A 26,932-nucleotide genomic window follows, 5' to 3' on the forward strand; every position below is an offset into this window, starting at 1 on the left:
GGGGAATGGGCAATGATGCCTATGCGTAAATGTTAAACTCATTGTCTTTTGCGCGTTCTGTGATGGAAACGACAATCCCATATTGTATTACCAACAGCGACCACTTTAGGTCTTTAAATTCAGCCTGTTAAACCACCTAAATAACTAACATGCAAATTTAAACTAAGGTGAGTCCTAAATGGGATAGAAAACGCACCAGGCAAACAAAAAACGACACTGCTTACTCTGATTCTGCTAGATCCAATTTTGACGACCCCACTATTGGTGACCGACTAAATATAGCTGAAACTTATCACCGAAAGTCCTAAGACAGCATAGAGGGAGCTAGTCGCTCCCTCTATGCTAATTTGCATGATTATCCTGCTTGCTGATCTCGCTCAGCTATTCTTTCCAAGATCCAATCTTGGACCTCCTCTTCAACCCAAGCAACCGAACGTTCACCTAACGAAACAGACTGTGGAAACTGCCTTTCATCCATGTACTTATAGATGGATGAACGTGATAGGCCTGTTACTGCGATGACTTCTTTTAGTTTGATTAATCTCATGATTCTGTCCTGTGTGGTTTCACTCATGAGATGAAGAAAAAATGCGCAAATTTACGTACTGGCAGAAGCAACTACTCAACAATTTTTCAGATACATATCACTCCTATGCATTTTCAAACATAGGAGAAGACCATGCTGATATGCCCCCTCAACATAGAGCACAAGAACAAAGCGCTATTTTGGCGTTTGATCCGACACCAGATGCCGCACAGCACAATACAATCGGCCCGCCTAAGTAAGCTTTCGGAGAGCCGCATGTACCTAAGAGCAACATTACCAACCAAAACCAGTCACCTTGCCTATTTATAGCAGGCGCTCGGCTACATGCTTCCCCTCGTATTTAGACTAACTTCAACTTAGGTGAGCATATGAGTAAAACGACTCATGTGAGCACTCGCCAGCATATGGTTCTCGCTCTAGAGCTCTATAAGCGCATTCCTTATGGGCACAAAGTCACCGCCTCCGAACTTAAAGCACACTTAGAAGAAGTCGGTATTCATCGTGATATTCGAACTATTCAACGCAACCTTGATGTGTTGCTCGAATACTTTGATATTGAACGCGATGATCGTGATAAGCCCTATGGCTACCAACGAAAACAGCATAAAGCGCTTATTGGATTCACCATTCACGAAGCATTACTGCTATGCTTGGCTGAGTCTCATATTCATTACTTAATCCCTCCAAACGTATCAAACACTCTTCATACTTTGTTCGAAGACGCAAACTATCGCCTCAGATCGCTAGCTCAAGATTCAAAAGAATCTCAATGGCTCAAAAAAGTGGTCTTCCAGAACACTGCTAAGTTAAGCAAGAATATCAGTGCTGATATCTATGCTGTCATAGGCCAAGGACTCTACCACAATCGCTGGTTAAGCCTGCAATGTGGTACGAAAGAGAGCCCACATCGAAAAAATGTCATGCCTTTGGGCCTTGTACAGCAAAGTAATACATTGATGTTGGTGTGTTATAAACAAGGAGCAAAAAACACGACTTTTATTGATATTGGCCAAGTACACAAAGCAACACTGTCAACGTTCATATTCGGCTACCCTCGTGATTTTGATCTGCATCATGAACTTACGGCATACGCTCGCAAGTATTGCGACAGTTACACGATTGAGTTCACCATTACCAAACAAGCGGGAGAACACCTCTACCATGCTCCGCTTTCTGAAGATCAACGCATCTTAGATCAATGTTCGCTCTTACATGTGACTGCGACGGTTTCAAATACATTGCCATTTATGGCCTGGCTAGAGGCACACAAAAAGCATATCACTAGTGTCAAGAAGGTAACATTGCCATCGATAGACAGGTCTCAACCTCAATCTCGACCATCAAGCACTCTAAGCTAATCACCTCTAGCTGCGACACCAGATGCCTAACCAACTGATACCCTCAGTAACTGTGCAGGCATTACATTAAATTTATTGTTTTAAACCTGACTCGTAAATTCACGTCTTCGAACTACGACTATTAGTCATTGATTCATAGATGATTAGTTAATAGCTCAATTATCCTGTTTTCCCTAAATTAAAAGGACCTTTCTATGCGAAAAACTCTCGTTTCTGCGCTTGTTACGAGTGCTCTTATCTCTGGCTGTGGAGGTAGTGACGGCGACACGAATCCTAGTGAGCCGCGCACCAATATATCGGGCCGTGCTATTGATGGGTATATCGTCGGTGCTACCGTGTTCTACGATTTCAATGGTGATAAAACATTCGACCCAACTATGCCTTACTCGATTACTACCGAGGGTGGGGCTTTCGACATTGATATAAGCAACCTGACTACTGAGCAGCAAAGCTGTTTAGATTATGTTCCACTCATTGTTGATGTCCCTGTTGGAGCTGTCGATGAAGATCTCGGTATTGTAAAAGAGCCATATACGCTGCGTTTTCCGCCCACGTTCGTATATGACAGCGATAAGCATGGAGAGTCACTCAATATCACCCCACTCAGTACCGTTCTTTGGGATAGTGCCGCTCGTAGCGTCGAAATTCAAAAAGAGGAAGCTTACAGCTGTGAGCTGGTAAAAAATGATGAGTCAATGAAATCAAGCATCAGTAGCGCTATGCGCACTCTCACTGATGATCTTGTACACAACTTCAACATGAGTGAAGAAAAACTGTGGAGTGACTATATCGCTTCTGGTCACCCTGAAGTTTACGAACTTGCGCAAGATCTGATGATTGCAATCCGTAAGTCTTTCGATGAAACCTTACAACTGGAGCAAAGTCACCCAGATGCCGATGTCAGTGTCGCATACTACATTAACGATCCTCGAAACCTCAACCAAGCCAGCGAGCTTTTATGGTACAAGTCAGCCATTATCGATGATGGATTGAACTATCGTGAACGCGTCGATATTTTAGACGATGACTGGGAGACCGTAGTTAAGTGGTATCTAAAACGGTACGATATTAATGAGCTCCATGACTTTGGAACGGTAGGGCTTCGTCGATACTTCACTCAGCACAACGACTTTTCGTCAACTTGTACTATTGGGGAAACCATCTTTACCGAAGACACCCCTCACTTCTACTTTATTGAAAACCAAAAAGCTAGGAATGGCACAACCTTAAAAGAGTGTGAAGAGTTTGGTTACAGCGACATGAGCTTTTTCAACTCTACCTTACTAGAAACTGGGATTCGTGATTTGGGGATCAATCAACTGAGGACTTGGTACTTGTGGGAGAAAGAGGCTCCTTCCGAGTATACTCACTGGACCAACTTTCATGACAACCTTGCAGGCTTAGACCGTGATGCATTTATCGCAGACATGTCTCAATTGCCTCTAGAGTGGGGTAATCAAAACAGTGTGGGCTCTGATAAATGGCAATGGGATGAGCGAGCTAACCATGAAGATGGCGGCTTTACCATCGAGCATCGCCTGAACTTTTATAAGACAATGCCCAATGGAGGCTACTCGGATTATTTCTTCTATCATGAATTTGCCGATGGCACATTCTGGTATGAGTGTACCAATGGTAATGGTGGATTCTACGACTGTACCAAATAGAGTCGCTCCACCCCGTTAAGTTGCCATGGTAATAACCAAAATTGACATAGAAAGTAGCGCAGGCTTCTTTCTATGTCGTCTACTACACCAAGTTAGAGTTATAGACAATTGAACAACATTAACCGTTGCTTTCTGTTGCCACAATTTCAACCCGATCTGCATCTACCATTTGCTTCTTAATCAACGATATAAAGCGTTTATCATTGATTAACTTCAAGAATAAATCGATATTATTCTCGTCAACGATAAACTTACCATCATCATCGACGTCGATCCTCCATTGATGCTCTGCAATGATCAGTTTCATATCTTCAATGAACTGTTGGTCTTCAAAGTAACGTGTTTCTTCCGCTGCAACTAACCTACGTAAGAGCGTTTTATTGGACCCTATTGCTATTTTCAAGTCGTCAACTGAGGTAATAATGCCGTTCTCAGCAAGAGCATCCACTAGAAGGTCGCGCTTGGCTTCAAGACCCTCTCGGATATTTAACCCTAGCTCATAGTTTGCCTTATCACGGATAAAGACATCGTCACCATATGAAACAAAATCAAAATAATCTCTAAACGAGAAAGTATTTCCAACATCAATTTTTTTAAAGTCACCATCCGCAAACGTCCAACTGGAAACTGTCGAGACCCTTTTCAGGTTCCAGCCCCCCTTGACCTTAGAAAAGGCAAAAAACTTATGCTCGCCGAGGGTAAACTCTACGACTAACGCCCAGGCATTATGAAACTCATTAATATTTGTAACTGGCTCATTATCTGCTCCTAAGCGTATCTTCTCTATAACAGTGGAAAAATCAGTGTCCATTACAGAGTGAACCAGAGCTCTGTCCTCATCAGTATCGACTGTTAGAGCGCAGTAGGCTGATAATTCTCGAATTGGCTCTACATGATTTTCTACGCCACAAAAAAACTTACGCAACGTTGAGGCTAAATCTGAGTCTAAGCCACTAATTGAGGCGCTAAGAACTCTGTATGAGTGCTTTCCCGCCTTAGTGCTTTTTTTAACCACCCACAACCTAACAGAGAGTGCATCAAAATCAATCCCTTGAATACCCTCTAAAACTTGCAACTTTTCTTGCATCTAATCACCTTTACTAGAAACGATTCCCATATAGTTGTTGAGCTTTACATAACTTTCGCTATTGCCTGCCAACAAATCATGCTTCGACAACATTACGCATTCCTTTTCATTGCCCGCCTCATTGTACTTACAGTCATACAAGCCATAGCCAAGTGCCGCCAAGATAGGGTTGATAAACACACTCTGACTGCGCACAGATAGCAAACATAAAACTGACAAAAACAAAAATAACGAAACAATGTCTTGCCACTTGCCAAGGTCAAAAGCGACAAAAGAAATCATGTATGGAATGGTATAATTCACGACTTCACTAGACCTACTTTTGGCGGCAATCACCTCTATATCAAAAGGCATTTTTGTGACATTGCGCAGTATATAGCCAAGGAAAATCAAGCTACTCACGGACAAAATTAAGAGTGAAATAACGATTCCATCATTTCCAAACTCAACGAAGTAAGGCACCTTAATCTTTGTGAGCATAAAAAATGGATTTTCCAGCACATGCTCGAACCAAACTACCTTCTTCACATCCTTGATGATCATGATGAAAAACAACGGTGTATAGCCACTAAGAAAGATAGCAACGGAAGAAAAGAGCCTGGTCTTACTTTTTCTTTTAATAACGCTCTCCCTTATAATAACCATTGTATTTTGAGGAAATCATATGCAACATAGCTACTCTAGCCCTACGGCATGGACACTAACATTTTCCCCTACCTAACTATTGACTGAAAACCGGATATAGCCGCCCCAAGGCAACGCTCTTTTCAACGCAGTAGTAAATAATGAATCGAACAACATGTTAATGTCATTACTCCACTTTTTTTCAGTCACATATTACCTGCTTGTAGTCACCATCCTGGACTACTGTTTCACACCAGATTATTTCTGGTACTATTCAAATTACCAAGGAGGTATCCATGCCTTTCGCATTTCTAGCTGGCTTTGTCGTCGGTGCAGGTTTCTACTACATGAGTAAGGAGGACTGGTATGGTCCATATCGCCGCGACTAAGAGCCTTGTTGAGCTTTTTGTTCTCGGGGTCATTGCTGGCTACAACTGGGCTCAAAAGCAGGACGGTAAGTAAACCTAAGCAGCTTTGCCTTTTATTGTACAAAGCACGCTGCTTTTCTATATCGACCCATATTTTTAAGATACACATTACCTGAGTGCAATGACCCAAAGGAAGGAAAACTCATGCACTCAGAACCTCACCTAGTTATTTTAATAGTCGGCCAACCGAACTACGACAAATTCTAGAAACTGTCGCATCTATGTTGCCTGCCAAATATACTCACCAAGACACCTTCCCGAACCTGGAATCCATCAAACTTAACCTTCAAATGAAACTGGCACACCATGATAAAGAGGTGTTTGGAATCATACTACTCGACAATCAAAACCAACTGATCTGCTTCGAACAGCTGTTTACTGGCACTATAGCCCTATTGATATCAATCCCAGAGAGGTTGTTAAAGCTAGCTTTAGAGCTAATGCGCTGCTATGGTCATTGGCCACCCATCAGTAGTACCCGAACCTTCCCAATCAGGCAAACGAATTACAACACGCTTATGTGATGAGCTCACTCTTATTGACGTTAGAACGCTGCATCATATCGTAGTCGGTGAGCAGTGCTTATCCAGAAAAGTCGCTACTGTGTCTAGCATAGAAACATAAAGCGATGATACAACAAGGCCAAAAAATAGAGCATGTAATTACTAAAACTACACTCTACGAGATGGTCATAGTGGAGGGCTCCCCTCGAATTAAAGTAATTTCTCAAAGTCAATTACAACACATGAACATCATCTTTCGACAATTAATAGTGTTGCTATTACAAAGTACATTTCCACCTTGCGATAAGACAATGCCCACCACTAGAAAGTCAAAAAAAACAAGAACAAAATCAATAACAAATATAAAAAAACTGAGGCAACACTAACTATAAATGAATATACTTTTCTTTTTTCCATAAATTCAATAGACAATTCCTTGTAATTTAATTTCAACAGTCAAGTTCATCTATTGTCAAAACCATAAATGCAACTAAATGGAAACTGGCTTGCCTAAATCAAAGTAGTATCCTTGCAAGCCATAAACATTAGAAGAAAAATATGATATTGACTTTAATACTTCCGCCGACTCCACCATCTCCAAAATCACACGTTCTTTGATATGCTCTAGACTTGAAACCACTTTACCAATTTCATAACAGGTTTTGGGAGCACGGATTTTTATATAATCATATATCCCCATACTTACTTCTTCCTCCCTAAAATCACCATTATACACATCAAAATCGTCAGCAGCTAAAGAAATGCCATTATCCTTAAGTAAAGCCAATCCAGAAAGTATTCTCACACAAGCACCACAAGTATTTCTTTCTGTAATTTCGACAACTAAGGCTGAGTTATAGCGAACTAACAAACCTTTCAACTCGATCAACCTAGCAATTAAAGTAATATCACATAAGTTACTCCGCTCTATATTAATAAATACTTTCTTGCCATTAAGATCCACAAAATCACTATTTATAACTGCGTCTTTTAACCTATCAATAAGATTATTTGCAGAAGATGAAAAAGTTATATCTTTATGTACATTCATACCCAAAACAATCTCAACTTCTATACTGGAAGAGTTATCTATAAGTAATTCATATCCTAGAACACCTCCATTAAAATCACATATACTTTGAGTTTTATATTGATACAGAGTACTTTTACTGCTAAACCCTTCAATAAATCTATTAATTTGCTGACACATTAACTAAACCTTCCTTATTAATAAGGGCATATCCCAATCCCCTGACATTAATTATTTCTAAATTACCACCATACAAGTTCCTCCTCACCAAGTGTACTACTTGCAATAAACTGCTCTCACTTATTGGCTCACCAAACCATATAAAATCCTTTATTTTACCCTTACTGAAAATTGTACCAACCACTTCATGAGACAATAAGCATAAAAACCTAACTGATGACTCACTCCACAATATCTCACTATTATTATCGATGATACGGCCATTTACCCTCTCGAGCACTAATGAAAATCTATCTTCTATTTCTTTTATTTCTGGACATACAGTACAGTCCATGCAATTCTTACATTCCATTGTACACCTTACGAACAACTAGCCAAAAATGGTTGACCTTTAACTAACCTAGCTTCCTCTAAAATGTTAGCATGACAAATATTATATTTAATAAATCACAGGGCACAATTAATAATAATTATTATTGATTGTGCCCACTACAAACCTTAAGCAAGGGCTAGAAAACAGTGTTTTTGATTGACTTAGTCTACATCTACACTTAAGCATGGTACATATATAACACTATAGCAACCACTAGAATAGGTCATAACGCGACACCAAAGCGGGAAACGAAAATTCATAACCTTGAAGAGAAAAAATTAGAATCTGCGGGAATAGTAATTAAAATGTAATATAAAGCATTTATTCAAGCGCATGTGCGCTGACTTTTTCTGCATTAAGATCCGTTTCGAGACTGTCCTAAATTCTGTGTAACTGTCTAAACTTAAAGCCTTAATGGCTAAGGATAGGCACATGGATAAGAAAGCACTTGAAGCTTTTGCTAAAGAAGCTGCAAAGGGAATTAAAACTCCCGATGACTTAACTGAGTTCAGCCAGATGCTCAAAAAGATCACTGTTGAGGCGGCGCTCAACGCTGAAATGGAAGAGCATCTTGGCTACGAAAAGCACAAACCCTCAAAATCCCAAAATAGCCGTAATGGAAAGAGCACCAAGCGTGTAAAAACAGAAGACGGCGAATTTGAACTCGATACCCCTCGCGACCGTCTTGGTTCTTTTGACCCCAAGTTAGTCAAAAAGCATCAAACACGATTTACCTCTATGGATGACAAGATCTTGTGGCTTTATGCGCAGGGCATGAGCACACGCGATATAGTGAATGCTTTTGACGAGTGGTACGGAGCAGAGATATCACCCAGCCTAGTTTCGCGCGTCACAAATGCAGTGATGGAGGAAATCGTGGAGTGGCAATCTAGGCCGCTTGATGCCATCTATCCTATCGTTTACCTCGACTGCATTGTGGTCAAAATCCGCCAAGACAAACGCATTATCAATAAATCGATCTTCCTTGCTTTAGGCATTAACACCGATGGTCAGAAAGAACTCATGGGCATGTGGATAGCCGAAAATGAGGGGGCTAAGTTTTGGCTGAGCGTTCTAACCGAACTCAATCAACGTGGCGTTGAAGATATTCTTATCGCGTGTGTCGATGGCTTGAAGGGTTTTCCCGATGCGATCAACACCGTCTTCCCGCAAACACATATTCAGCTTTGCATCGTCCATATGGTGCGGAACTCATTGAAGTATGTGTCTTGGAAGGACTACAAGGCGGTCACAGCCGACCTGAAGCGAGTGTATCGCTCAGCTACCGAAGATGAGGCTCTACTTGAACTGGAGCGCTTTGGTGAAGTCTGGGATAGCCAGTATCCGCAAATCTCCAAGTCTTGGCGCAATCACTGGCAAAATCTCAACACCCTTTTTAGCTACCCAGAAGATATTCGTAGAGCTATTTACACGACCAATGCAATTGAGTCCCTCAATAGCGTGATCCGCAAGGCACTTAAAAAGCGTAAGATCTTCCCGAATGATGAGGCCGCAACCAAAATGGTATATCTAGCAATCAAAGACGCCAGTAAGAAATGGACAATGCCTATTCAAAACTGGCGCCAAGCTATGAGTCGGTTTATTATCGAGTTCGAGGAACGCCTGGAGAAACATATTAACTAAACGGCAGTTACACAGAATCTGTTACAGCCTCTCCGTTTCAATTCTCCGATAATTCTTGTAATTGCCAGACCACAAGTTATTTGTATCAAATTGACAGAGATTAGATAACTGGATTATAGACAAAAAAATCAATGCATGTTGCGTAAGGCATTCAAATACTCAAGGTCACTAACTTGACCCAACGGAGTTATATATAATGTAACTCACTTCATTCAAATAGAATTTAATAATTATTAAATTCTATTTGAATTTTGTTATCTCAAAGACGCATTTCGCCAAGTAATCATTTTTGTACTCACAAATGTGGGCATATAGAAGACTCTGTTGCCTAATTGAACTTTGAGATTTAACACTAACTAAATCAAACATATATAAAAGAACATACTAAATTTCGAGCGTACTTATCCCAGTTAGTTTGCTGAGTGTTCTTATCATGAAGTGAATATCTACTTATTTAAGATAAGTAGATATTCACCAATGGATACCTGTAATAGTATAGAACCAATTTTATTTGCCGTTCGAGCTTAGACAGTTTTCGAATTTCTTTATAGGAAGCACGTACGTATAAGTTACGTGTACAACTCTATTCCACAGCAAAATCTCATCTGGTGGATAGTACATTGCTATTGATTTATTAATACGCATTATCGTATCAAATTAAACCTAACGCTATAATAATACTCATTAATCAACAATTAAAATCATTACACTGTATCATCAATTTGTCTTCATAAGACACCTTAAATTTTAAGACAACCTTTGGTCTTTGCCAACTCATCTATTTCAATTTTAGATGAGTTTTTTTTTGCATATAAACTATCATACGGCTTAATTGCCGACAATTTACACTAGTTATTATTAACATTTACATCAATAATCATCACACTTTTTTCGATTAGCTTTCTATAAAATGTAAAATCGCAACACTAGGCGCCTTCATGCAAAAAACTGTGGCTGATGTAAAGATTAGCCAATTAATTTTTATCTAACACTATACTTCCTTGCCATAACATTAACACAATGCGTGACTTTAAACACCCTCCCACATAGGCTTAATAACACCCACAATAAGCCATATAGTATATTTTTCTTCTATTTAACCACCCCACCCATGCGATCCCATACTAATTTATCTCTAACCACGTTGCATCTGATATAACAGGTAAGATAATTAGTCTAATCTCTTCTATATTTCCCTCTTCCGACACTCTATAGAACTTACTGTTACAATTGATACATTGACACTTTATCCAAGTGGAGAAAAATAATTTCTCTGCAATATTCTTGTCAGAAAATTTGTAGAAACTAAAATTACTACAAATTGGACAAAAAACGAAACTTTCTAATGTTAATCTCATTCAATACTAACTCGCCTCATAGTACTCCCAATAAAAAACACCAACTGAACATAGTCAATACTCCTCACGACAAAATACTCCCGACAAAAATCGATCCTACTTCTACCTTGTTTACCATCCAATTTCGCGCTTTATCACCCTTAACAAGTTAAATTATCAACCGATAAACTCACCAGCTAAATTTATACCCCCCCACATACTAGAAATCAAAGCATGAAAAGCCAGAATTATATAAACACCACATTCAAATATACAAGAACTTCATCTTAATACATGCTTAGCTCACTAACTAACGCGCTTCCATTATGTACACTTAACCTTTACCTCAGTGTAATGCTAACTATTTAACCCCCATTTATCCAATAAAATATCGAAAATTACTTTTAGAAAAACCAATGTAAAAATCCATTTAAATAAGGAAATTTTGATTATCTTAATTAGATAGAAGAAAAACACATTGTAATGACCACTGTTTGTAGTAGTAAACAAATTCCGGACACTAGTTTACGACGATTTTCTGCGGTAACTGGCGACAGCCCATCGTTTACTTGATGAGGCCGTTCCCTGTTGTAGTAATCCATTAAGTAATTGCTGATATCCTTCTTTGCTTGCGTTTGGGTCAGGTAGCCAGTTGCTGGTATCCATTCGGTTTTTAAGCTTCTAAATAGTCTTTCCATAGGAGCATTGTCCCAACTATTACCACGACGACTCATACTCTGAGTAATGCGATATCGCCAAAGCCTTTGACGGTATTTAAGGCTACTATATTGGCATCATTGGTCAGAATGGAACATCACACCGCTAGGTCGGCCTAGTTGTTCTCAAGCCATATCTAAGGTTTTGCAAGTCAACTCTGCATAGGGTTTATCTGTTAGTGCCCATCCCACTACACGGCGGCTAAATAAGTCGAGTACAACAGCCAGATAGATCCACTTTGAACCTGACCAGATGTAAGTAATATCGCCACACCAAACTTCATTTGGAGTGGTAACAGAGAACTCACGCTTCAACTTATTAGGGATATCTGGTCGCTCTAGCTTGGCCTGCTTATAGCGGTGTGAGCCAGGTTGTTTGCTCATTAGCTCTGCTTCTTCCATTAACTTTCGTACTTTGAATCGTCCCATATCGAAGCCTTCAGACTGCAGCATAAAAGTAATAGTCCGACTACTAGTTGTCCACGACTTATGTTAACGAGCTGCTTTACTCGGCTAGTCAACTGATTGCGATTGGCATCCGGTTTACGCTGTTTAAACTCGTAGTAACAGGAGGACGCGACATCGAACAGCTTACAAAGCATTTTGATCGGCTCATGCTTACTCAATTGGTCAAATTAGCGAGAACATTCTAGCTCGTCCGACATTAAGAGAGCTGTAGCTTTTTAGTATCGATTTTTCTCTTTCTAAGCGACTAATCCTAGCTTCCAACTCCTAGATCTTCTGCTGCTCAGGCTTCAGAGCTTTAACCGTTGTCGTTTTGTCATTGAACACCTAATTTGTGGTGGAAACTTTACCACCTAATTTGGTGTCCTGGATCATTAAACCACTACAGTTTTCCCTCATACAAAAGCTATAATCATAATCTGTAAGGTTATTTCTTTTTATGACTCCATTAGAACCATCTTGATAAGTAAAATATAGCGTATGTTTATACTATCAAACCTACACTCAGCTCAAAATAATAATTATTATTCGCACTTTTACTTAAGATAAATGGCTATTTTTTATTTGGGTAATGTCTATATCTGCTCCTAATTTCTTTGGCATCATACTAAGGTATCCCCGAATTCAACTGCGAAGTGCGACACTTGACTAAGTCAATTGAACCTTTTCTCAGTCCTACGATCTGAACCCACTTTGCAGAAGTATGGTGTTGTAAAGAGTAAATCTAAGAAGACGATAGCGAACTGGAGTGAGAACAATGAAGCCATGTGGAAAAGAGGCTCAGCGACATTTTGGATTGATGACTCAGCCGTTTGGGCTAGGCAATGCAAAGCCACTATGGCAGTAAACGCTGTAGAGGCTTTCAATTTTCGAACACTGCTATTGAAACAATTTGGATGATTAAAGGGATATTCTCTCTCCCGTTAAGTGCACTTCAAGGTTTTATCGACTCCATATTTACTTTGATGAATGTCCCGTTACGCTCCCCTAACTACACCAGTATTAGCATGCATTTAAAGACCGTCCCGGTAAAATACCGCTTTGTCGCGCAATTCGATGTAACCAAATCAAGAAGCTACGATGTGATCGACTAAGACAGCTAATCTTGGTAGCCGTATGCCGAAACCTCGTTATAAAACACCTAACTGGAAACAGTACAACAAAGCCCTAATCAACCGAGGCTCTCTAACTTTTGGGATTGATGAGGAAGCGATAGCTGAGTGGAAACAAAACAAACAAGGCAAGCGTGGTAGACCTCGCCAATTCAGCGACTTAGCTATTATTACTGCTCTGATGGTGAAACGCGTATTCTCTCTACCATTGAGAGCGCTGCAAGGTTTTCTAGACTCAGTATTTAAGCTGGCTAACATTCCGCTTGTTTGCCCGCACTACACCTGTATTAGTCGACGAGCCAAGGAAGTTGAGGTTTCATTTAAAACCAAAACCAGAGGAGCAATACAGCATCTAGCCATCGATGTTACTGGACTGAAGATTTATGGCGAAAACGAGTAGAAAGACAAAAAGCAAGGTAAGGGGTGCCCTTCTCAGAATAGGGGCATCCTAGCAATTTAGCAGTAGGTTGTCAGAAGCTCTACGGCTCCAACAAGAAGTGGAAAAAGCGGTATGGCTATCACAAACGCACGCTGTTAGAGACAGCAATGCATCGAGTAAAACAGTTGTTGGGTGGGAAACTCAGCCTCAGAAATTACAACGCTCAGATTTGGTGAGACTTACGCAATGATTAAGGCGCTGAACAAGCTTACAGGACTTGGTATGCCTAAAACTCAGTGCGCTGTATGAAAATCACTCAATTTTAGGCAATTTTGTTTCTCATCTGAATTACGCAACAAAGCCTGATTAAAGCTCTAAACAGTCTGAATAGGCTTGGTATCCTGAAACTCAGTATATTGTATGAATGGTCAAACTTTAGACCGTTGGGTTTCCCATCTGAATAGCACTACAAACCCTTCCACGCGCTATCTGGCTCCAAAACCTACTTACTTTTTCCCTTTAAAAATCATCCACTAAATCACAAAAAAACGTGGAGCAAGTAATTAAGTACGATATAAAAACCAGATCTGACTGATACGTTAAGCCGCATAAGACCTTGACAACTAAAATCGAAAACTGGGCCTAGCGATAGGCAAAATCATGCGTAGGCCCAAGGAGAGACTCTGCAGAGGAGTCAAAATAAATATACAACATACTTCTTCAAATTAAATTTTTAATAATAATTATAGTCGCACAAAATTTATTAATTTTGGCATCGGTGCAAGTTTCTACTACATGAGTAAGGAGGACTGGTATTGTCCAGAGCCCTGTCGAGTTGTTTGTCCTTGAGTAGTCGCTGGCTATAACTGGGCAAAGAGCAAAAGAGGCATTAGGGTAAACCAAAACAGCTCCGCTCAGCACTAGGCTGAGTCGGGCTGCCTTTTTATACCAGTCCATTTTTTTTCAAATACATATTACCCGGGTGCAATTACTAAACCAAAGGAGTTACCATGCACTCATCACCCTGTTTTAACTATCACCAAAGCACCCCTACCGAGTTACATGAAATTTTAGAAACAGCCGCATCTATGCTAGCTGCTAAATATGCTCGTCAAGGTTCGTTCGCTAATCCTGAAGCCAGTAAGCAATTCCTGCAAATGAAACTTGCTCATTACGACAAAGAAGTCTTTGCTGTGATGCTACTGGATAATCAAAATCGACTAATACGCTTTGAAGAGCTGTTTACTGGCACCATTGATGCTGCAAGCATCTACCCTAGAGAAGTCGTAAAGCTAGCTTTAGATGCTAATGCCGCTGCTGTAATCTTTGGTCACAATCACCCATCAGGAGTACCCGAACCTTCCCTGTCTGATAGAAGAATAACCTCTCGCTTATGTGATGCACTCGCTCTGATTGACGTTAGAGTGTTAGACCATATCGTAGTCGGTGAGCAGTGCGTATCTTTCGCTGAGCGAGGCTGGCTATGAGTCAAACTAAGCCGCATCAGCTCTTAGTGAGGTATCTCAATGCTCTGACTAAGCAATTAGACATCCCAAGTTTTGCAAACCGAATCGCCCTTAATTTTCGTGTATCAAGCTATTACCGAGACCGTTGTGGATTTCACCCTGTTGAGATACAGCTGTATCGCACTAGCGACCAATTAAATGACCACCCTTGGCATATCGTCTTTGTCACCAGCTTTGCTTATCCAGATGAGCAAGCCTCAAAAGTAGACGTTGAGCTCTACTTCAACTTCCTTCGTGGATGGTTTTATCAACCGGATATTCAACACTGTGAAATCCACCAGCCTCAAGTGACCGAGTTATATAAGAGCTATGAGCGTGCTTTCTTAGCACAAGTCCGAAATGGCTCATTTGACGATATCCAAGCAACGCTTGTTGATATCAACACGCCCACTCACACATCCATTCAATCTAGTTAACCCAAGGAGGTCTACAATGCCAAATGAAACCCAGAGCCAAATGATTCAATTCCAGCCTTGTTGTTTACCTGTTTCCAATCGCTTATGCAACGCTATCGATAAACACATTCAGCAAGCGCATCCATCCCCACTCTCATCCAACTCTTTAACCATTAACTTTCGTGACTCCAATTACGGTGCTGAAAGCGGCGGTTATCACCCAGTCGAGATAAGAGTTCAACGCGACGAAGCGCAACAGTGGCACTTCTGTTATATCACTGACTTTGCCTATTGCGGTGGCCCCTACCCCGAGCTAGAGGTTGAAATCGATTTTAATATTGAACAGAACAGCTTTCGACAAATGTTTCTCGCCCCTAGTCCACTGAACAAACATGAAGTGACCGAGTTCTACAAAGTGTGGGAAAGCAACTTTCTAGAGTACCTATCTGACGGAGCATTCGATCAAATCGAGGTTTCAGCCTGACTAGAAGCTCAAGTTCCCATTTTGCTATTTTGGGAACTTGCTAACCCTTGCGCTGAAAGGAAGTGTGATTTTCTAGTCTGCTGAAGATCCCAAAAACTGCATTTCAATCGAAAAAAGGAACCAGCCCATGGCAGAAGTACAAGCGGTCAAAAGTCGCGAGACTATCAAGCTCATCAGCCACCTTTTAGAAATACGGCATAGTAAGCAAATGGCCGACATCTGGAATGTCGGTTTGAATCTAGCCCTGCGTATATCTGATTTACTGTCGATTAAGTTCAGTGACATCGACGAAGACAAACTGACTATTCGAGAGCAAAAAACAGGTAAGACTGCACAGATCATCTTAAACCCCAAAAGCCAGGAGATCATCCATCGCATCAAAGAGGAGAACCCTCACCACATCTACTTGTTCCAGTCATACCGGAATCAACAAGCCATCAATAAACCAGCATCACCACTTAGCCGACGCTCAGTAAGCAAAGCCTTCGCATCTGTAGGTGAAGAAGTGAAACTGCCGCTCGGTACGCACTCCATGCGTAAAACACGGGGTTACCACCTTTACCAAAGCACCAAGGACATCGCCCGAGTAATGCGTATGCTTCGCCATAGCTCTGAGGGTATCACCCTGCGATATATCGGTGTAACCCAAGATGACATCGACAATGACTTTAGGGAGTTAGTCTTATGAAAGCGAAAACCATTGAACAGTTTCCAGTAACAAGTCGCCTCATGCGTGTGAAAGAGATTATTCGAATTACTGGTCTATCACGATCTTCTCTGTACAAATGTATTAGTGAAGGGCAGTTTCCTAAAGCAGTGTCACTTAGCGAACGCTCCGTTGCTTGGGTTGAAGAGGAAGTCCAAGATTGGATTACAGCAAAAATTCAGCAACGGAATCTCAATATCGTAGCGTAGGCCAGTGGGCCTACGAGTGCCCTTCAAAGAGGTTAAACAACCTCTTTTTTTGTGTTCTGGCTCATTTTGGGACAAAAGTTACTTAGAGCATTCACTTAAATTAGAAAAATACGGATAACTTTTGGTATGGCAAAAGCACTGATAGTAAAGTTCCACATTATTACACCGTCATAGAAACAGCTAAGTTTAGACGCTTCTTTAATTTCGCTTGCAGAAGCATTAGCACCACTGAATTGTAATACCACTTTTTTCCCTGCAAGCTCTTGTCTCAACTTTACAGAAGCCATTATCGTTGAGCTACCAGCGCCCTCGACTAAGTTCTTTGTATGAAAAGCGGCAAGGGCGATCCCTTGAACAATTTCTTCTTCGGACAGCAGTATGAAATCATCTAGCTTATCTCGGTAAAGATCAAAAGTGGTTTCGTATGCGGTACCTGTAGCGAAACCGCCAGCAAATGTGTGATTAGAGCTGCTGACTATTTTGTTTCGACACCATGATTGATAAGCAGCGCATGAAAGTTCAGCTTGAACTGCATAAATACTTACATGGGGAGCAATTGATTTTAACGCTACAACAGCCGAAGCAACTTCACTCCCCCACCTAATGGCAGCACAATTGGGTCAAGATCGGGAACTTCATCAAGTACTTCGAGAAACTCTGTACCAACTCCATTTACGAGTAGTGGCTCATTTGCTGGATGTACATAGTAATAACTTTTAGATCTGATTGATCTCAGAGACAACCTCTGCCGCTTCGTCAAAATTCCTACCTGCTTCAATAACTTCAGCACCAGCTCTTTTTATAAGGTCAATCTTTATTGGGTTTGCCCCAACAGGCACAACAACAATCGATGGCAAGTTAAACAACTTTGCAGAAGCAGCAACAGATAAACCATGGTTCCCAGTTGAAAAAGTTACAACACCGCTGACCTTTTTCTCTTTGAGATGTGACATTACATTGATGCCACCTCTAATTTTGAAACTACCGGTCATATTCTGGTTTTCGTGCTTAATATATGCCTCAAACCCTAGTTCTCGTGAGAGACTATCATACTTGATAAGAGGCGATGGTTTCATAAACTTACCAATTACCTCTCGCGCTTTATACATTTCATGCAGGTTTATCGGGTATTCTTTAAGCGTGTGCATTTTTTACCTTTTTTGACTATATCCACTAGCTATCATGAGTAGTTTGGCTTCAAGCCAACCCAATCATCCGGCTTAGCTCAATTACGACAGGCACTACCGACAAGAGCAATAGACTAGCCATCGTGATATTGAAAGCCTTTCTGCTTTTGGAAGAATTTAGTGCGTTCTTTAAGATCGACCCAAAAGCCAACCACACCCCGACACAAGGAAATGAAACGAAGAAAAAAATCATAGCTATCATCAAGTTCTGGGCAAAAAAGTTAGAATCAGCAGTTGTATATGTTGCAATAGCACCCGTAGCCACAATCCACGCTTTCCCGTTTACCCACTGAAATAGAGCGCCATTCAGAAAAGTTAACTGCTTACCTTCTTTAGCTGATTCAACGCTACCTTTAGATGTTGCGATTAGAAAAGCCAAATAACCAAGATATATAACACCGAGAAATTTAATGATTAAGTGAATGGAAGGAAACGCTTCGAAAATCGCAGAAAAGCCTAATCCAACTAGCAATAACATGACTGTAAAGCCAATACAGATACCGGTTAAAAGAGGTAATGTTTTCTTGACCCCGTGATTAACGCCTGACGTCATTACCAATATGTTATTGGGGCCAGGAGTTATTGAGGAAGATACGGCAAAAAAAACGATAGCAAGAAAGAAATCCATCCCAATACATCACAACATAAAATCAATTCATCGTTGAATTAATATGCAATCAATAACATAAAATATCAAAGCATCATATTCTGTATTGTCTTGCTTTATAGCATGTTGTCATGAAGTTAGGTTTACGACTAGCCCTTTAGAATCCAACTTCCTCACAAGTGGCAGGCATAAAGAGGTGTTAGTCAAGGAAGCTCTATCAGCCAGTAGCCCCTAGATAGCCCCAGCACATTTTGGGGCAAACATGCATTACAAGTCACTATTATCTAAAGACTGCTGAGGTCCAAGGGGTTGTGAAGATGACCAGCCTTCAGAGAATGCGCCCTCGGTATAGCTTGATATAGTCCTACGCCAAAAGCACTGAGCCACTTTGTTAGATTCTAGTTGCGAGACACTCCATCTTCCCCGGTGCTGCTCAAATACTTCTTGAGCAAAGTGAGTTGCTATACCCCTTCGCCTTTTTGAGCTCAAAATGAAGAACTCTGAGATTGAAAATTGGTTAGGAGTAATTTCTCGTACCAGAGCAAGCCCAATAGGCTCATCTTCGTGAAAACAGATATAAGCAAAACGGTCTTTGTCAGTCCAATATAGGTCGAAGTACTTTCCTAGGCTGTACAAACCTTTCTCATCTGGCCGCTCACCAGTATATGGCGACATATCATGCAAATAGGCTTGCATTAGGTCTTTGACGACATTTTTTGTCGAGTATTCAGACTTTAGCAATTTCACAGAGGTCCACCGATCTCATTTAATCCTAACTATGACTTGAACCCATAAGACTTATGAAGTCAATTTGATTACTGCTCAAAGACCACTTCCGTCGTAACTAACTTAAAAAGGGGCACAGGCTTTTCAGAAGAAAAGCCTGTAGTAGCTCCTGTCTGTCAGCAATCTGTTCTCTCAGACAGCCTCAGAGCGTCTTCTAACTCAACGCCAAGGTATCGAATTGTGTTATCTAGCTTCGAATGTCCAAGTAAGGTCTGAACGGCCCTGATGTTTTTCGTTCTGGCATAGATTAAAGTGGCTTTAGTACGGCGCATGGAATGAGTTCAGTAATAGTCAGCATTCAATCCCAGTTTTGCAGCCCACTTCCTGATGATTGAACGATAGAATGAGTAGCTGATAGATTGCCCAGAGCGTCGGATACTCGGGAATAAAAAACTGCTTGCCTCTAGGGATGCTGCAAAGATCCATCGGCTAATACTCTGCTGTGTTCTCGGAGTAATCTCATAGTGGACATCGGTACCCGTTTTTTGATGGATGCACTGAACCCTTTCATAAATAACTCCTTGCGAAGAAACATCGTAAACGTGTGTTTCAGCAAATCACTCGCTCTTAACTTGCTATCTATAGCTAGGTTCAGTAGCGCGAGCTGCATCAAATCGTTTTCAATCTCCAGCCTAGTTCTGATCCGCCATATCTCTTCAAGCTTAAATGGCCTTTTTATGCCACTGCATTTTCCAGAAGATAACTTTCTCATGATGACCTCCCCCCAGTGTTTTTGGTCAACATGAAGTTTGGGAGTCATATTTAATAGGGTTTAGGAAGAGCTGAAACGTTGGTGGACAGAAACGTTTTAGGCGTACTGATCTAAACCACTTCATTCAGATTAGAAAAAGTATCTTGAAACCTTAAACGTTTCTATGAGCGGACTGAAACACCCGCTGAACCTTACTGTTATCAAAACCAATGCTTTCGTAAAACTTGTGAGCATCAAGTCTCTTTTCGTTACAACGTACCCTGAACGTACCTAAATTTTTAGCCTGAGCATACTGGACTAAAGCTCGACCAACACCGTAACCTCGATTTTCAGGAGAAACAACTAAACCACCAATTTCAAAAAAGTTGCCTGATGCGAGACGTCTAGCATAGATAAGATGTAGCCAACCTAAAATTCGGCCTTGCCGCTCTGCTACGAACACTTAGTCTTGAGTAGAATTGAGTAACTCTTGAAGTTTTGTAGCCGATTCAGCGGAGGATAACTGAGAGTAGCCAAGGTGTTCTGAGACTTCTTTAATACCAGCCGCATCCGATTCTGAAGCAGATCTGATGATGTATTCCATGTAAAATTCCCTCCTAGCTCATAACGCTCTGTTAGCGGACGATGACAAAGTGTACTCAAAACCTGTTGTATTACACTGTTTTATAGATTTTTTATTTTTGAACGCCATCACAAACCAGCACCAAATAACACGATATTCTTTTTGCTCCTAAACCGAAGTAACAAGGAAACAAAATGTCAATTAGTGTTCAAGATCTCCATTACAAAACTCAAGCTCTAGAGGGTGTTATGTCTGTCCTTATTGCCGGACTTTCAGTAAACAACCCAGGTCTAGTGGATGAAATAAAACGCATTACTGATGAAAACATAGCTCGACCGGGTCAACCAGAAGGCTTTGTGAAAGCGCTTAAAGAGGTACGAAATTCCATGGATAATATTAACGTCCAACGCTAATGGATTACGTGATCTCATTTACGATAGGCATTTTGACAGGATGGGTGTCTAACTACCTATGGCACAAATGGCAATCACGCCGAAAAGACACACATATACAAGTTCAAGCAGATAGTGAAGGTTTCACATTCTCTGGCAGGTTTAATGCTAATGCCACGGCGAGGGATGATGACAGCAGAGACCTTTTAAGTGCCATTAACAATGCTGTTAAAGTAAACTGACCGCCTTCTGAGAAGGCGGTTTTGCTTTGAGCCCCCTATAAGGGGGCAAACGAGATGGTTAGTCCATCTTCATCTCTAACTGAGCCTCGTGCTCCAACTCTTTCTTCTCTTGGTGACGTACATACCTTCGTATAATTTGCTCGTTAACACCAATCGTGTCCACAAAGTAACCTTTTGCCCAGAAATGATTTCCCCACAATCGTTTTCTTATATGTGGAAATTTGTTGAACAATCGGATTGCAGCCCTTCCCTTTAGTACCCCCATTAGAGTCGATATCGAGACTTTAGGCGGCACTATTATTACCAGATGAACGTGATCTTCTTGGATACTCAGCTCTAGGACTTCGCAATCTTTCATATTGCACAAAATGTAGATTGACCGGTAAAGCTCTTTGGCTACATTACCTTTCAAAATCCTGAACCTATACTTTGGCGTCCATACAATATGGTATTTGCAACGCCAATATACATGTGATGAACTTCTATAGTCGCTCATGTTATTTGTTTCCTCTTACTTGTGGTGAATAAGAGATTAACTTTTAACATGGGCACTCCTTCGGGCAAGAGCCCAAAGGGACAATCACCACCGCCCTAGGCGGTGGTTTAGGGCCTATAATAAAAAGTAGCCTACAGAGTTAGGCTACACTCTTCGTCAGCTAAGGCTTAATATACGGCAATAAGCCGCCTTTTCCACTCGCATCCTGCCGCCTATTATCCATATGACGGCATAGACTGCCTTTACTTATGACCTGCAAACATGAAGATTCAATTTCCCTTTATGGAAAAATCGCTGGTTTTGTATTTGCTCCGGCTCACTGACAAACGAGCATTAGCTCCACAAACACAGCTAGCGAACCCCAAGTTGCTAGAGGTTGGATAGATAAGAAAATGTAGGTCAAACCACTTCACTTTAATTTTTGAGATTGAGTTCCGCTGACAAACAATGGGGCAAAGGCGTGTCAGGTGAGACGAGGCAATGTAAACGCGACCATGAACTTGCTAAAAACAGCGGCCAGTACGTAAACAATTTACCCAATCATTTCGACGTCTTACCGAGGCTCGCTTTATTGCTTCGCCGTAATCATAACCAACTCTGTGCAAAGAGATCTCCCAGTCTTCACCCTGCTCCCTTCTGAGAGTGGCGTAAGACGCTTCAGGTGTACTATTCTGGATTGTGTGGGGAAAAGGTTCCTCGTCAGCATACGCCTGAAGTCCGACACTGCCAGGGTTAACAATAACATGGCCTGAAGATAGGCTAAGTATTCGCGGGGTGTGGCTGTGTCCACACAGGATTATTTTCGAAGAGACTGTACCTAACAATTCAATTATCTCTTCCTCGCTTCTCAATAAGGCAGTACCTGAAGAGACATCTTCCATCAAATAAACCAAATCGTCACTGGGTGTACCGTGACAGGCATAGATGTCATTATTGACCACTAGGTCGAAAGGTAGGCTTTTCATCCACTCTATCGGTCTTTCACCTAGGTCATCTAACACAAACTTCATAGTGGGATTGGATGCAATTTCAGTCTCAGTTGACTGATAAATTTGTCTGTCTTGATTTCCGGAAATCGTCAAAACATCTAAACCACATAAATAGTCAAATGTTTTTTTTGGCTCTATCGGGCCGTAAAAGATATCTCCCAAGTTAATAAAAGTGGTAATTCCCTTTGCGTTGGCATCTTTAACAACCGCTTGTAATGCATAAATATTACTATGAATATCAGAAATAACAGCATAAGCTTTCATTTTCACCACCCTCACTAAGCTTACTTTAATGCATATAAAATACACAATGTCGTATATTTATGCAACTACTGCAGTAAGACTTCACTGTGTAGTGGCATAGTTAATTTGGCCACCTGATTAGAGGTGTTAGAATGCACCTCGTACACAACAGGTGAAACTATGACAAAACGTACAAGAAGAACTTTCAGTCCTGAATTTAAGCTAGAGGCCGCTCAATTAGTCATTGACCAGGGCTATACCGTTGTTGAAGCAGCGAAGGCGATGAACGTAAGCAAGTCAGCAATGGACAAGTGGGTGAGACAACTCAAGCAAGAGAGGCAAGGTGTCACGCCAAAAGCTTCACCACTCACCCCTGAACAGATCGAGATCCGTGAGCTCAAAAAGCGGATCGCTGAGCTGGAAGAGCACAATGAAATCATAAAAAAGGCTACTGCTCTGTTGATGTCGGACTCACTGAACAATTCTCGATAATCGAGAAACTCAAACAGAGCTACAGCGTTGCAAAACTGTGTAAAGTGTTCGGCATCCATCGAAGTAGTTTTAAATATTGGAGCAAAAGGCCCAAGAATCACTCTGCAGAAGAGGTTCGTTTACGTGCCCTAGTTCAAGAGGCTCACAGTGTCAGCAATGGCTCTGCAGGTGCTAGAACGATTGCTAGTATCATAACGAAATCGGGCATCAAGTTCTCTCGCTATAGAGCGACTAAGCTAATGAAAAAGCTGGGGCTAGTTAGCCGACAACTTCCTAAACATCGCTACAGTAAGGCAGCTCAGGAGCACATTGAAATCCCAAATCATTTAGATAGACAGTTCGCTGTGACTGCTCCTAATCAGGTCTGGGTCGGTGACGTGACCTATGTTTGGGCTGGAAATCGTTGGAGTTATCTTGCAGTTGTAATCGACCTATTTGCACGTAAACCTATAGGTTGGCTATGTCATTTTCACCCGATAGCCAACTGACAGGCAAGGCGTTGAAGATGGCCTATGAGTCACGTGGTAAACCCTCTAATGTGTTATTCCACAGTGATCAGGGCAGTCATTATACGAGTCGCAAGTACCGCCAAGCGCTTTGGCGATATCAAATAAAACAGAGTCTATCTCGTCGAGGAAATTGCTGGGATAACAGTCCGATGGAACGTTTCTTTAGAAGCCTTAAAACTGAATGGGTGCCAGCTTGCGGCTATCCAAGTTTATCCGAAGCTTGGAAAAGCATTGTTGGCTACATCATTAGATACTACAGCCAAATCAGACCGCACCAGTACAATGGTGGCCTAACACCGAATGAATCGGAGAGGCAGTACTGGGAAACTTATAAAGCGGTGGCCAATTTTAGTTGACCACTACACAGTTAACTTTGAGCAGCAAAATGTCGCTTATTGTAGTGTCCAATCTTGCTGGAGCAGATCAGTTTTATCTGCACCAGCTACACTGACCATCGTTTGACCACCAGCTATGGCCATTTTCTTAACTTCAATGCTTCCTCACCAAGACAGTTAAATTGCTAAGATAACCAACTTTTCCTTTTACTCGTTCCATAAAACCGCCTCCTCGTATTACTGCCATAAGGTTTTGTCTTGAGTTTTGCCAAATAGCTAAGTCTGAACAGTACGGCATTGATATCTTCACCAAATGTGAGAGAATTTTTATCAAGCTTATAGACTGAGTTTTTCGGAAGGTGGACAAGTCCCAAAGCATCATTTTCAGAGCATTCTATAGCGCTAGCCCAAGACGCCAATATTCTTTTGTACATATTATTATTCTTACTGCCGATTTTTCCAAAGCAGTTATATACATCATAGTTTAGCACTAATACAAAGTGGTAATGCCAGCCTTCACTACCACTTAATTCTTTGACCCAGAGATAGTTAATTACGCTATATATTGCTCTACCTCTACTTTTGCTTTTCTTCGATAGATCACGTTGAGTTCGAAAACGGAGTGAATCAATAAACTTAGATATAACCTCTGCCGTACCTATATAATCACCAGGGAATTTCAGCTCAAAGCGAAAAACCGCTAGACGCTTATGTTCACAAAATGACTTAGCCATCATCAATTCTATAGCAATCAATATATCCTGGACTAACGGCCCATGTTGATGAATCACAGGATAACCATTAAATTCCTTATCATTAATTAGAAACATACAAATCTTTCCAGCAAATAACAGCACAGTATATTGTTATATCAACAACAAACGTATTAGCATTAATCATTAGCAATCAGATTAATATATAATACTATAACCGACAATTTGAATAGTTATACAACAGAACGAAGTGGAGTATAAGACCTTAAACTAAAGTAACAGTCACCACTCTAACCACTGATTATTTGTAACTTTTCACTCTGGAGTTATAAATTAATATCAACCCGATAATTTAAACTTTTGATATGCAACTTACCAATATACTTAGCACATTAATATTCATACTATTAACCACTACTTTTTACTAAATACCAATTCCCAAATCAAACCTCAACCTTGCATCATCATATTGGCAATTTGGGTATAAGTCTATTACCCTTGTCTTAGGCCTAACAATCAATTCTTTAAGCACATAATTCGGTTTTAAGTGTTCCAGTGCCTGCTCTAAACTTTTTTTATTTCTAGTTCCACTTGGTCCGAATTGATAAATGTCGTTTCTTTTAATGTATCTAACTCCTGAACTTGCAAGTGTATTAAGCCACTGTACTAGATTATGAGCGTCTACTGCACACTTCGGCGGTGCAGAGAACACTTTAACAAACTGACCAGAGTAATAACTTACTAAGCCAATTGACTCAAGGAGTGTGCTAGAAGAAATTTCGCCATCTAAATCACCATCAAAACAATGAATTAATGCCGCCAACCTTGCGATGTTTTCTGGTAGCTTTGATGCATGATCCGCAACTTGATGAAAAATACCACCAGGCCTCATCTTTAGTTCAATATCATTGTAAATGTCCTGCCATATTTTTTTTGCTTCATTGGAGAATCTAATGATTTTTCTGTTTTTGTAATTAGACATACATTGAGATTCTGAAAGCCAATGATAAAGCTTGCCGTTAAACTCCTTTATACTCTCTCGTGAATAATCTATCCCTGAGGACTGCCTAAACCCAATATTGGATGCTGGAGCACAAACAAGAAGACGAGCCAAGAACCCGTTACCACGCACACTATCTTTAGATGTTTTAATAAACCGCTCTAGCGCGCTTGATTGAGTCATTATATGAACGGTCAATCGAGCACCTTCGACTGTATATGACCCTGCTATTTTTCTGTTGACAGTAACATCGTCACCACTCCAAATTGCATTCAGGCTAGCTGTTTTCGCCATCGCTCGACTGTTAAGTAACACTCCCCCTTCACTAGAACCAAGGAAAGCATTCGGTACATTTTCACTCAAACCACTTAGCAATGCCTCAATAGTACTGTCTTCATATGTGAGCAAATTGAGTGTTGGTTTAATTGGTTTCTTTTCCTCCAGTTCAAGTAACTGGCTTGCCATTGACTCACATTCAAGTTCATCATCCAAGTTTACTAGCTTTTTTATACGAGCGACTTTTTTGTCATGTAATTCAAGTTGAATTTGGTACTCCCTTAACTGTGATTGATAACATTCGATATTTTCTTTCTGAAACGATTTGATTCCTTTTGTGAATAGATTCTCAACCGATGATTTACGCTCTCCTGATTCAGCAATCGTTAGACCCATTAGTGAGACTGGGCTTATTTTGCCCGTGGGTATTTCTACATCAATAACGCCTTGTAATGCGAGTGAAACGGCGCTGATAGCAGTCATATAGACCATAGGATCAGGGGCTTGCGTGATGAGTCTAGCCTCCATATAAGCTTTAGTGATTAATGATGACGAAGAGGTTATAGGAAACATCTCCGATGAAATTGGAAATTGATATAGCATGAACACTCCCATCGTTCA

26 protein-coding genes and 5 pseudogenes are annotated in these 26,932 nt (G+C 40.8%); 15 read left to right on the forward strand and 16 right to left on the reverse strand.

The genetic code is table 11. From position 1 onward, the window contains the following. Nucleotides 1–355: 355 nt before the first annotated feature. Nucleotides 356–547, reverse strand: a complete 192-nt coding sequence (locus QWZ05_RS04575; protein ID WP_290296831.1) for an AlpA family transcriptional regulator — start codon at nucleotides 545–547, stop codon at nucleotides 356–358. 41 nt (nucleotides 548–588) lie between these two features. Between QWZ05_RS04575 and QWZ05_RS04580 the strand changes: the two genes are divergently transcribed. The 3 genes from QWZ05_RS04580 (at nucleotide 589) to QWZ05_RS04590 (ending at nucleotide 3,572) form a co-directional block, all read left to right on the forward strand. After that, nucleotides 589–786 (forward strand): hypothetical protein, encoded by a 198-nt coding sequence (locus QWZ05_RS04580; protein ID WP_290296833.1) that lies wholly within the window; start codon nucleotides 589–591, stop codon nucleotides 784–786. Between the two features lie 129 nt (nucleotides 787–915). Beyond that, on the forward strand, nucleotides 916–1,905 hold the full coding sequence (locus QWZ05_RS04585; RefSeq protein ID WP_290296835.1) for a helix-turn-helix transcriptional regulator: 990 nt from the start codon (nucleotides 916–918) through the stop codon (nucleotides 1,903–1,905). Nucleotides 1,906–2,099: 194 nt separating this feature from the next. Further along, the gene (locus QWZ05_RS04590) at nucleotides 2,100–3,572 is read left to right on the forward strand and encodes a hypothetical protein (protein WP_290296836.1); all 1,473 of its coding nucleotides are present in this window, start codon (nucleotides 2,100–2,102) and stop codon (nucleotides 3,570–3,572) included. A 118-nt stretch (nucleotides 3,573–3,690) separates the two neighbouring features. On the opposite strand, the gene QWZ05_RS04595 is transcribed toward QWZ05_RS04590, so the two are convergent. Continuing rightward, on the reverse strand, nucleotides 3,691–4,659 hold the full coding sequence (locus QWZ05_RS04595) for a Kiwa anti-phage protein KwaB-like domain-containing protein (protein ID WP_290296838.1): 969 nt from the start codon (nucleotides 4,657–4,659) through the stop codon (nucleotides 3,691–3,693). Continuing rightward, nucleotides 4,660–5,304 (reverse strand): KwaA family protein, encoded by a 645-nt coding sequence (locus tag QWZ05_RS04600; RefSeq protein WP_494338385.1) that lies wholly within the window; start codon nucleotides 5,302–5,304, stop codon nucleotides 4,660–4,662. It abuts the gene before it with no gap. Nucleotides 5,305–6,001: 697 nt separating this feature from the next. On the opposite strand from QWZ05_RS04600, the gene QWZ05_RS04605 reads away from it, so the two are divergent. Next, nucleotides 6,002–6,235, forward strand: a complete 234-nt coding sequence (locus tag QWZ05_RS04605) for a JAB domain-containing protein (RefSeq protein ID WP_290297120.1) — start codon at nucleotides 6,002–6,004, stop codon at nucleotides 6,233–6,235. Further along, nucleotides 6,162–6,335 (forward strand): JAB domain-containing protein, encoded by a 174-nt coding sequence (locus QWZ05_RS04610; protein ID WP_290296841.1) that lies wholly within the window; start codon nucleotides 6,162–6,164, stop codon nucleotides 6,333–6,335. The genes QWZ05_RS04605 and QWZ05_RS04610 overlap by 74 nt, the downstream gene beginning before the upstream one ends. Nucleotides 6,336–6,704: 369 nt before the next feature. Here the strand turns inward: QWZ05_RS04610 and QWZ05_RS04615 are convergent, their stop codons facing one another. Beyond that, nucleotides 6,705–7,424, reverse strand: a complete 720-nt coding sequence (locus QWZ05_RS04615) for an EAL domain-containing protein (protein ID WP_290296843.1) — start codon at nucleotides 7,422–7,424, stop codon at nucleotides 6,705–6,707. After that, a complete protein-coding gene (locus QWZ05_RS04620; RefSeq protein WP_290296845.1) occupies nucleotides 7,408–7,776 on the reverse strand; it encodes a hypothetical protein in 369 nt (122 codons plus the stop codon). The genes QWZ05_RS04615 and QWZ05_RS04620 overlap by 17 nt, the downstream gene beginning before the upstream one ends. Nucleotides 7,777–8,229: 453 nt before the next feature. On the opposite strand from QWZ05_RS04620, the gene QWZ05_RS04625 reads away from it, so the two are divergent. Further along, on the forward strand, nucleotides 8,230–9,441 hold the full coding sequence (locus QWZ05_RS04625) for an IS256 family transposase (RefSeq protein WP_264876611.1): 1,212 nt from the start codon (nucleotides 8,230–8,232) through the stop codon (nucleotides 9,439–9,441). 1,795 nt (nucleotides 9,442–11,236) lie between these two features. On the opposite strand, the pseudogene QWZ05_RS04630 reads toward QWZ05_RS04625, so the two are convergent. Continuing rightward, a pseudogene (locus QWZ05_RS04630) lies at nucleotides 11,237–12,271 on the reverse strand (IS3 family transposase); the annotation flags it as partial. Nucleotides 12,272–12,855: 584 nt separating this feature from the next. Between QWZ05_RS04630 and QWZ05_RS22375 the strand changes: the two are divergent. The 7 genes and pseudogenes from QWZ05_RS22375 to QWZ05_RS04665 all read left to right on the forward strand — a co-directional run bounded on the left by QWZ05_RS22375 (nucleotide 12,856) and on the right by QWZ05_RS04665 (nucleotide 16,770). Further along, complete coding sequence (locus QWZ05_RS22375; RefSeq protein ID WP_435433659.1) at nucleotides 12,856–13,053, forward strand: transposase; 198 nt, start codon at nucleotides 12,856–12,858, stop codon at nucleotides 13,051–13,053. Nucleotides 13,054–13,075: 22 nt separating this feature from the next. After that, nucleotides 13,076–13,759 (forward strand): annotated as a pseudogene (locus QWZ05_RS04640) (IS5 family transposase). Nucleotides 13,760–14,460: 701 nt separating this feature from the next. Next, nucleotides 14,461–14,937 carry a RadC family protein gene (gene radC / locus QWZ05_RS04645; protein ID WP_290296847.1) on the forward strand — a complete coding sequence of 159 codons (477 nt, stop codon included), beginning with the start codon at nucleotides 14,461–14,463 and terminating at the stop codon, nucleotides 14,935–14,937. Further along, nucleotides 14,934–15,392 carry a DUF2787 domain-containing protein gene (locus tag QWZ05_RS04650; protein ID WP_290296849.1) on the forward strand — a complete coding sequence of 153 codons (459 nt, stop codon included), beginning with the start codon at nucleotides 14,934–14,936 and terminating at the stop codon, nucleotides 15,390–15,392. Before radC ends, QWZ05_RS04650 begins: the two co-directional genes overlap by 4 nt. Nucleotides 15,393–15,408: 16 nt before the next feature. Further along, on the forward strand, nucleotides 15,409–15,855 hold the full coding sequence (locus QWZ05_RS04655) for a DUF2787 domain-containing protein (RefSeq protein ID WP_290296851.1): 447 nt from the start codon (nucleotides 15,409–15,411) through the stop codon (nucleotides 15,853–15,855). 127 nt (nucleotides 15,856–15,982) lie between these two features. Further along, complete coding sequence (locus QWZ05_RS04660; protein ID WP_290296853.1) at nucleotides 15,983–16,543, forward strand: tyrosine-type recombinase/integrase; 561 nt, start codon at nucleotides 15,983–15,985, stop codon at nucleotides 16,541–16,543. Next, nucleotides 16,540–16,770, forward strand: coding sequence for a helix-turn-helix transcriptional regulator (locus QWZ05_RS04665; RefSeq protein WP_290296854.1), 231 nt, complete (start codon nucleotides 16,540–16,542; stop codon nucleotides 16,768–16,770). Before QWZ05_RS04660 ends, QWZ05_RS04665 begins: the two co-directional genes overlap by 4 nt. A 95-nt stretch (nucleotides 16,771–16,865) precedes the next feature. Here QWZ05_RS04665 and QWZ05_RS04670 read toward each other — a convergent pair. The 6 genes and pseudogenes from QWZ05_RS04670 to QWZ05_RS04690 all read right to left on the reverse strand — a co-directional run bounded on the left by QWZ05_RS04670 (nucleotide 16,866) and on the right by QWZ05_RS04690 (nucleotide 20,645). Then, nucleotides 16,866–17,918: pseudogene (locus QWZ05_RS04670) on the reverse strand (threonine ammonia-lyase). Between the two features lie 49 nt (nucleotides 17,919–17,967). Next, entirely contained in the window at nucleotides 17,968–18,585 is a 618-nt protein-coding gene (locus QWZ05_RS04675; RefSeq protein ID WP_290296855.1) for a LysE family translocator, read from the reverse strand. A 246-nt stretch (nucleotides 18,586–18,831) separates the two neighbouring features. Continuing rightward, the gene (locus QWZ05_RS04680; RefSeq protein WP_290296856.1) at nucleotides 18,832–19,311 is read right to left on the reverse strand and encodes a GNAT family N-acetyltransferase; all 480 of its coding nucleotides are present in this window, start codon (nucleotides 19,309–19,311) and stop codon (nucleotides 18,832–18,834) included. Between the two features lie 155 nt (nucleotides 19,312–19,466). Next, a pseudogene (locus tag QWZ05_RS04685) lies at nucleotides 19,467–20,062 on the reverse strand (tyrosine-type recombinase/integrase). Nucleotides 20,063–20,213: 151 nt separating this feature from the next. Next, on the reverse strand, nucleotides 20,214–20,504 hold the full coding sequence (locus QWZ05_RS22295; protein WP_353958874.1) for a GNAT family N-acetyltransferase: 291 nt from the start codon (nucleotides 20,502–20,504) through the stop codon (nucleotides 20,214–20,216). After that, a complete protein-coding gene (locus QWZ05_RS04690) occupies nucleotides 20,505–20,645 on the reverse strand; it encodes a hypothetical protein (protein WP_290296857.1) in 141 nt (46 codons plus the stop codon). 173 nt (nucleotides 20,646–20,818) lie between these two features. Here QWZ05_RS04690 and QWZ05_RS04695 point away from each other — a divergent pair, with 173 nt between their 5' ends. Continuing rightward, the gene (locus QWZ05_RS04695) at nucleotides 20,819–21,037 is read left to right on the forward strand and encodes a hypothetical protein (RefSeq protein WP_239942360.1); all 219 of its coding nucleotides are present in this window, start codon (nucleotides 20,819–20,821) and stop codon (nucleotides 21,035–21,037) included. A 279-nt stretch (nucleotides 21,038–21,316) separates the two neighbouring features. Here the strand turns inward: QWZ05_RS04695 and tnpA are convergent, their stop codons facing one another. Further along, on the reverse strand, nucleotides 21,317–21,754 hold the full coding sequence (gene tnpA / locus QWZ05_RS04700) for an IS200/IS605 family transposase (protein ID WP_290296862.1): 438 nt from the start codon (nucleotides 21,752–21,754) through the stop codon (nucleotides 21,317–21,319). Between the two features lie 503 nt (nucleotides 21,755–22,257). Continuing rightward, nucleotides 22,258–23,007: a metallophosphoesterase family protein gene (locus tag QWZ05_RS04705; protein WP_290296864.1), complete on the reverse strand. Its 750-nt coding sequence runs from the start codon at nucleotides 23,005–23,007 to the stop codon at nucleotides 22,258–22,260. A gap of 159 nt (nucleotides 23,008–23,166) precedes the next feature. On the opposite strand from QWZ05_RS04705, the pseudogene QWZ05_RS04710 reads away from it, so the two are divergent. Beyond that, nucleotides 23,167–24,343, forward strand: a pseudogene (locus QWZ05_RS04710) (IS3 family transposase). Nucleotides 24,344–24,507: 164 nt separating this feature from the next. Here QWZ05_RS04710 and QWZ05_RS04715 read toward each other — a convergent pair. Further along, a complete protein-coding gene (locus QWZ05_RS04715; protein WP_290296866.1) occupies nucleotides 24,508–25,152 on the reverse strand; it encodes an inovirus Gp2 family protein in 645 nt (214 codons plus the stop codon). A 307-nt stretch (nucleotides 25,153–25,459) separates the two neighbouring features. Beyond that, nucleotides 25,460–26,914 carry a YfjI family protein gene (locus tag QWZ05_RS04720; RefSeq protein ID WP_290296868.1) on the reverse strand — a complete coding sequence of 485 codons (1,455 nt, stop codon included), beginning with the start codon at nucleotides 26,912–26,914 and terminating at the stop codon, nucleotides 25,460–25,462. Between the last annotated feature and the right edge of the window lie 18 nt (nucleotides 26,915–26,932).

Source organism: Vibrio agarivorans (genome assembly GCF_030409635.1).
GTDB lineage: Bacteria > Pseudomonadota > Gammaproteobacteria > Enterobacterales > Vibrionaceae > Vibrio > Vibrio agarivorans.

Bases quoted from the DNA above. Each gene is read 5' to 3' on its own strand.
- QWZ05_RS04575 (WP_290296831.1), bottom strand. From the start codon at position 547: ATGAGATTAATCAAACTAAAAGAAGTCATCGCAGTAACAGGCCTATCA.
- QWZ05_RS04580 (WP_290296833.1), top strand. From the start codon at position 589: ATGCGCAAATTTACGTACTGGCAGAAGCAACTACTCAACAATTTTTCA.
- QWZ05_RS04585 (WP_290296835.1), top strand. From the start codon at position 916: ATGAGTAAAACGACTCATGTGAGCACTCGCCAGCATATGGTTCTCGCT.
- QWZ05_RS04590 (WP_290296836.1), top strand. From the start codon at position 2,100: ATGCGAAAAACTCTCGTTTCTGCGCTTGTTACGAGTGCTCTTATCTCT.
- QWZ05_RS04595 (WP_290296838.1), bottom strand. From the start codon at position 4,659: ATGCAAGAAAAGTTGCAAGTTTTAGAGGGTATTCAAGGGATTGATTTT.
- QWZ05_RS04600 (WP_494338385.1), bottom strand. From the start codon at position 5,304: ATGGTTATTATAAGGGAGAGCGTTATTAAAAGAAAAAGTAAGACCAGG.
- QWZ05_RS04605 (WP_290297120.1), top strand. From the start codon at position 6,002: ATGAAACTGGCACACCATGATAAAGAGGTGTTTGGAATCATACTACTC.
- QWZ05_RS04610 (WP_290296841.1), top strand. From the start codon at position 6,162: ATGGTCATTGGCCACCCATCAGTAGTACCCGAACCTTCCCAATCAGGC.
- QWZ05_RS04615 (WP_290296843.1), bottom strand. From the start codon at position 7,424: ATGTGTCAGCAAATTAATAGATTTATTGAAGGGTTTAGCAGTAAAAGT.
- QWZ05_RS04620 (WP_290296845.1), bottom strand. From the start codon at position 7,776: ATGGAATGTAAGAATTGCATGGACTGTACTGTATGTCCAGAAATAAAA.
- QWZ05_RS04625 (WP_264876611.1), top strand. From the start codon at position 8,230: ATGGATAAGAAAGCACTTGAAGCTTTTGCTAAAGAAGCTGCAAAGGGA.
- QWZ05_RS22375 (WP_435433659.1), top strand. From the start codon at position 12,856: ATGATTAAAGGGATATTCTCTCTCCCGTTAAGTGCACTTCAAGGTTTT.
- radC (WP_290296847.1), top strand. From the start codon at position 14,461: ATGCACTCATCACCCTGTTTTAACTATCACCAAAGCACCCCTACCGAG.
- QWZ05_RS04650 (WP_290296849.1), top strand. From the start codon at position 14,934: ATGAGTCAAACTAAGCCGCATCAGCTCTTAGTGAGGTATCTCAATGCT.
- QWZ05_RS04655 (WP_290296851.1), top strand. From the start codon at position 15,409: ATGCCAAATGAAACCCAGAGCCAAATGATTCAATTCCAGCCTTGTTGT.
- QWZ05_RS04660 (WP_290296853.1), top strand. From the start codon at position 15,983: ATGGCAGAAGTACAAGCGGTCAAAAGTCGCGAGACTATCAAGCTCATC.
- QWZ05_RS04665 (WP_290296854.1), top strand. From the start codon at position 16,540: ATGAAAGCGAAAACCATTGAACAGTTTCCAGTAACAAGTCGCCTCATG.
- QWZ05_RS04675 (WP_290296855.1), bottom strand. From the start codon at position 18,585: ATGGATTTCTTTCTTGCTATCGTTTTTTTTGCCGTATCTTCCTCAATA.
- QWZ05_RS04690 (WP_290296857.1), bottom strand. From the start codon at position 20,645: ATGGAATACATCATCAGATCTGCTTCAGAATCGGATGCGGCTGGTATT.
- QWZ05_RS04695 (WP_239942360.1), top strand. From the start codon at position 20,819: ATGTCAATTAGTGTTCAAGATCTCCATTACAAAACTCAAGCTCTAGAG.
- tnpA (WP_290296862.1), bottom strand. From the start codon at position 21,754: ATGAGCGACTATAGAAGTTCATCACATGTATATTGGCGTTGCAAATAC.
- QWZ05_RS04705 (WP_290296864.1), bottom strand. From the start codon at position 23,007: ATGAAAGCTTATGCTGTTATTTCTGATATTCATAGTAATATTTATGCA.
- QWZ05_RS04715 (WP_290296866.1), bottom strand. From the start codon at position 25,152: ATGTTTCTAATTAATGATAAGGAATTTAATGGTTATCCTGTGATTCAT.
- QWZ05_RS04720 (WP_290296868.1), bottom strand. From the start codon at position 26,914: ATGCTATATCAATTTCCAATTTCATCGGAGATGTTTCCTATAACCTCT.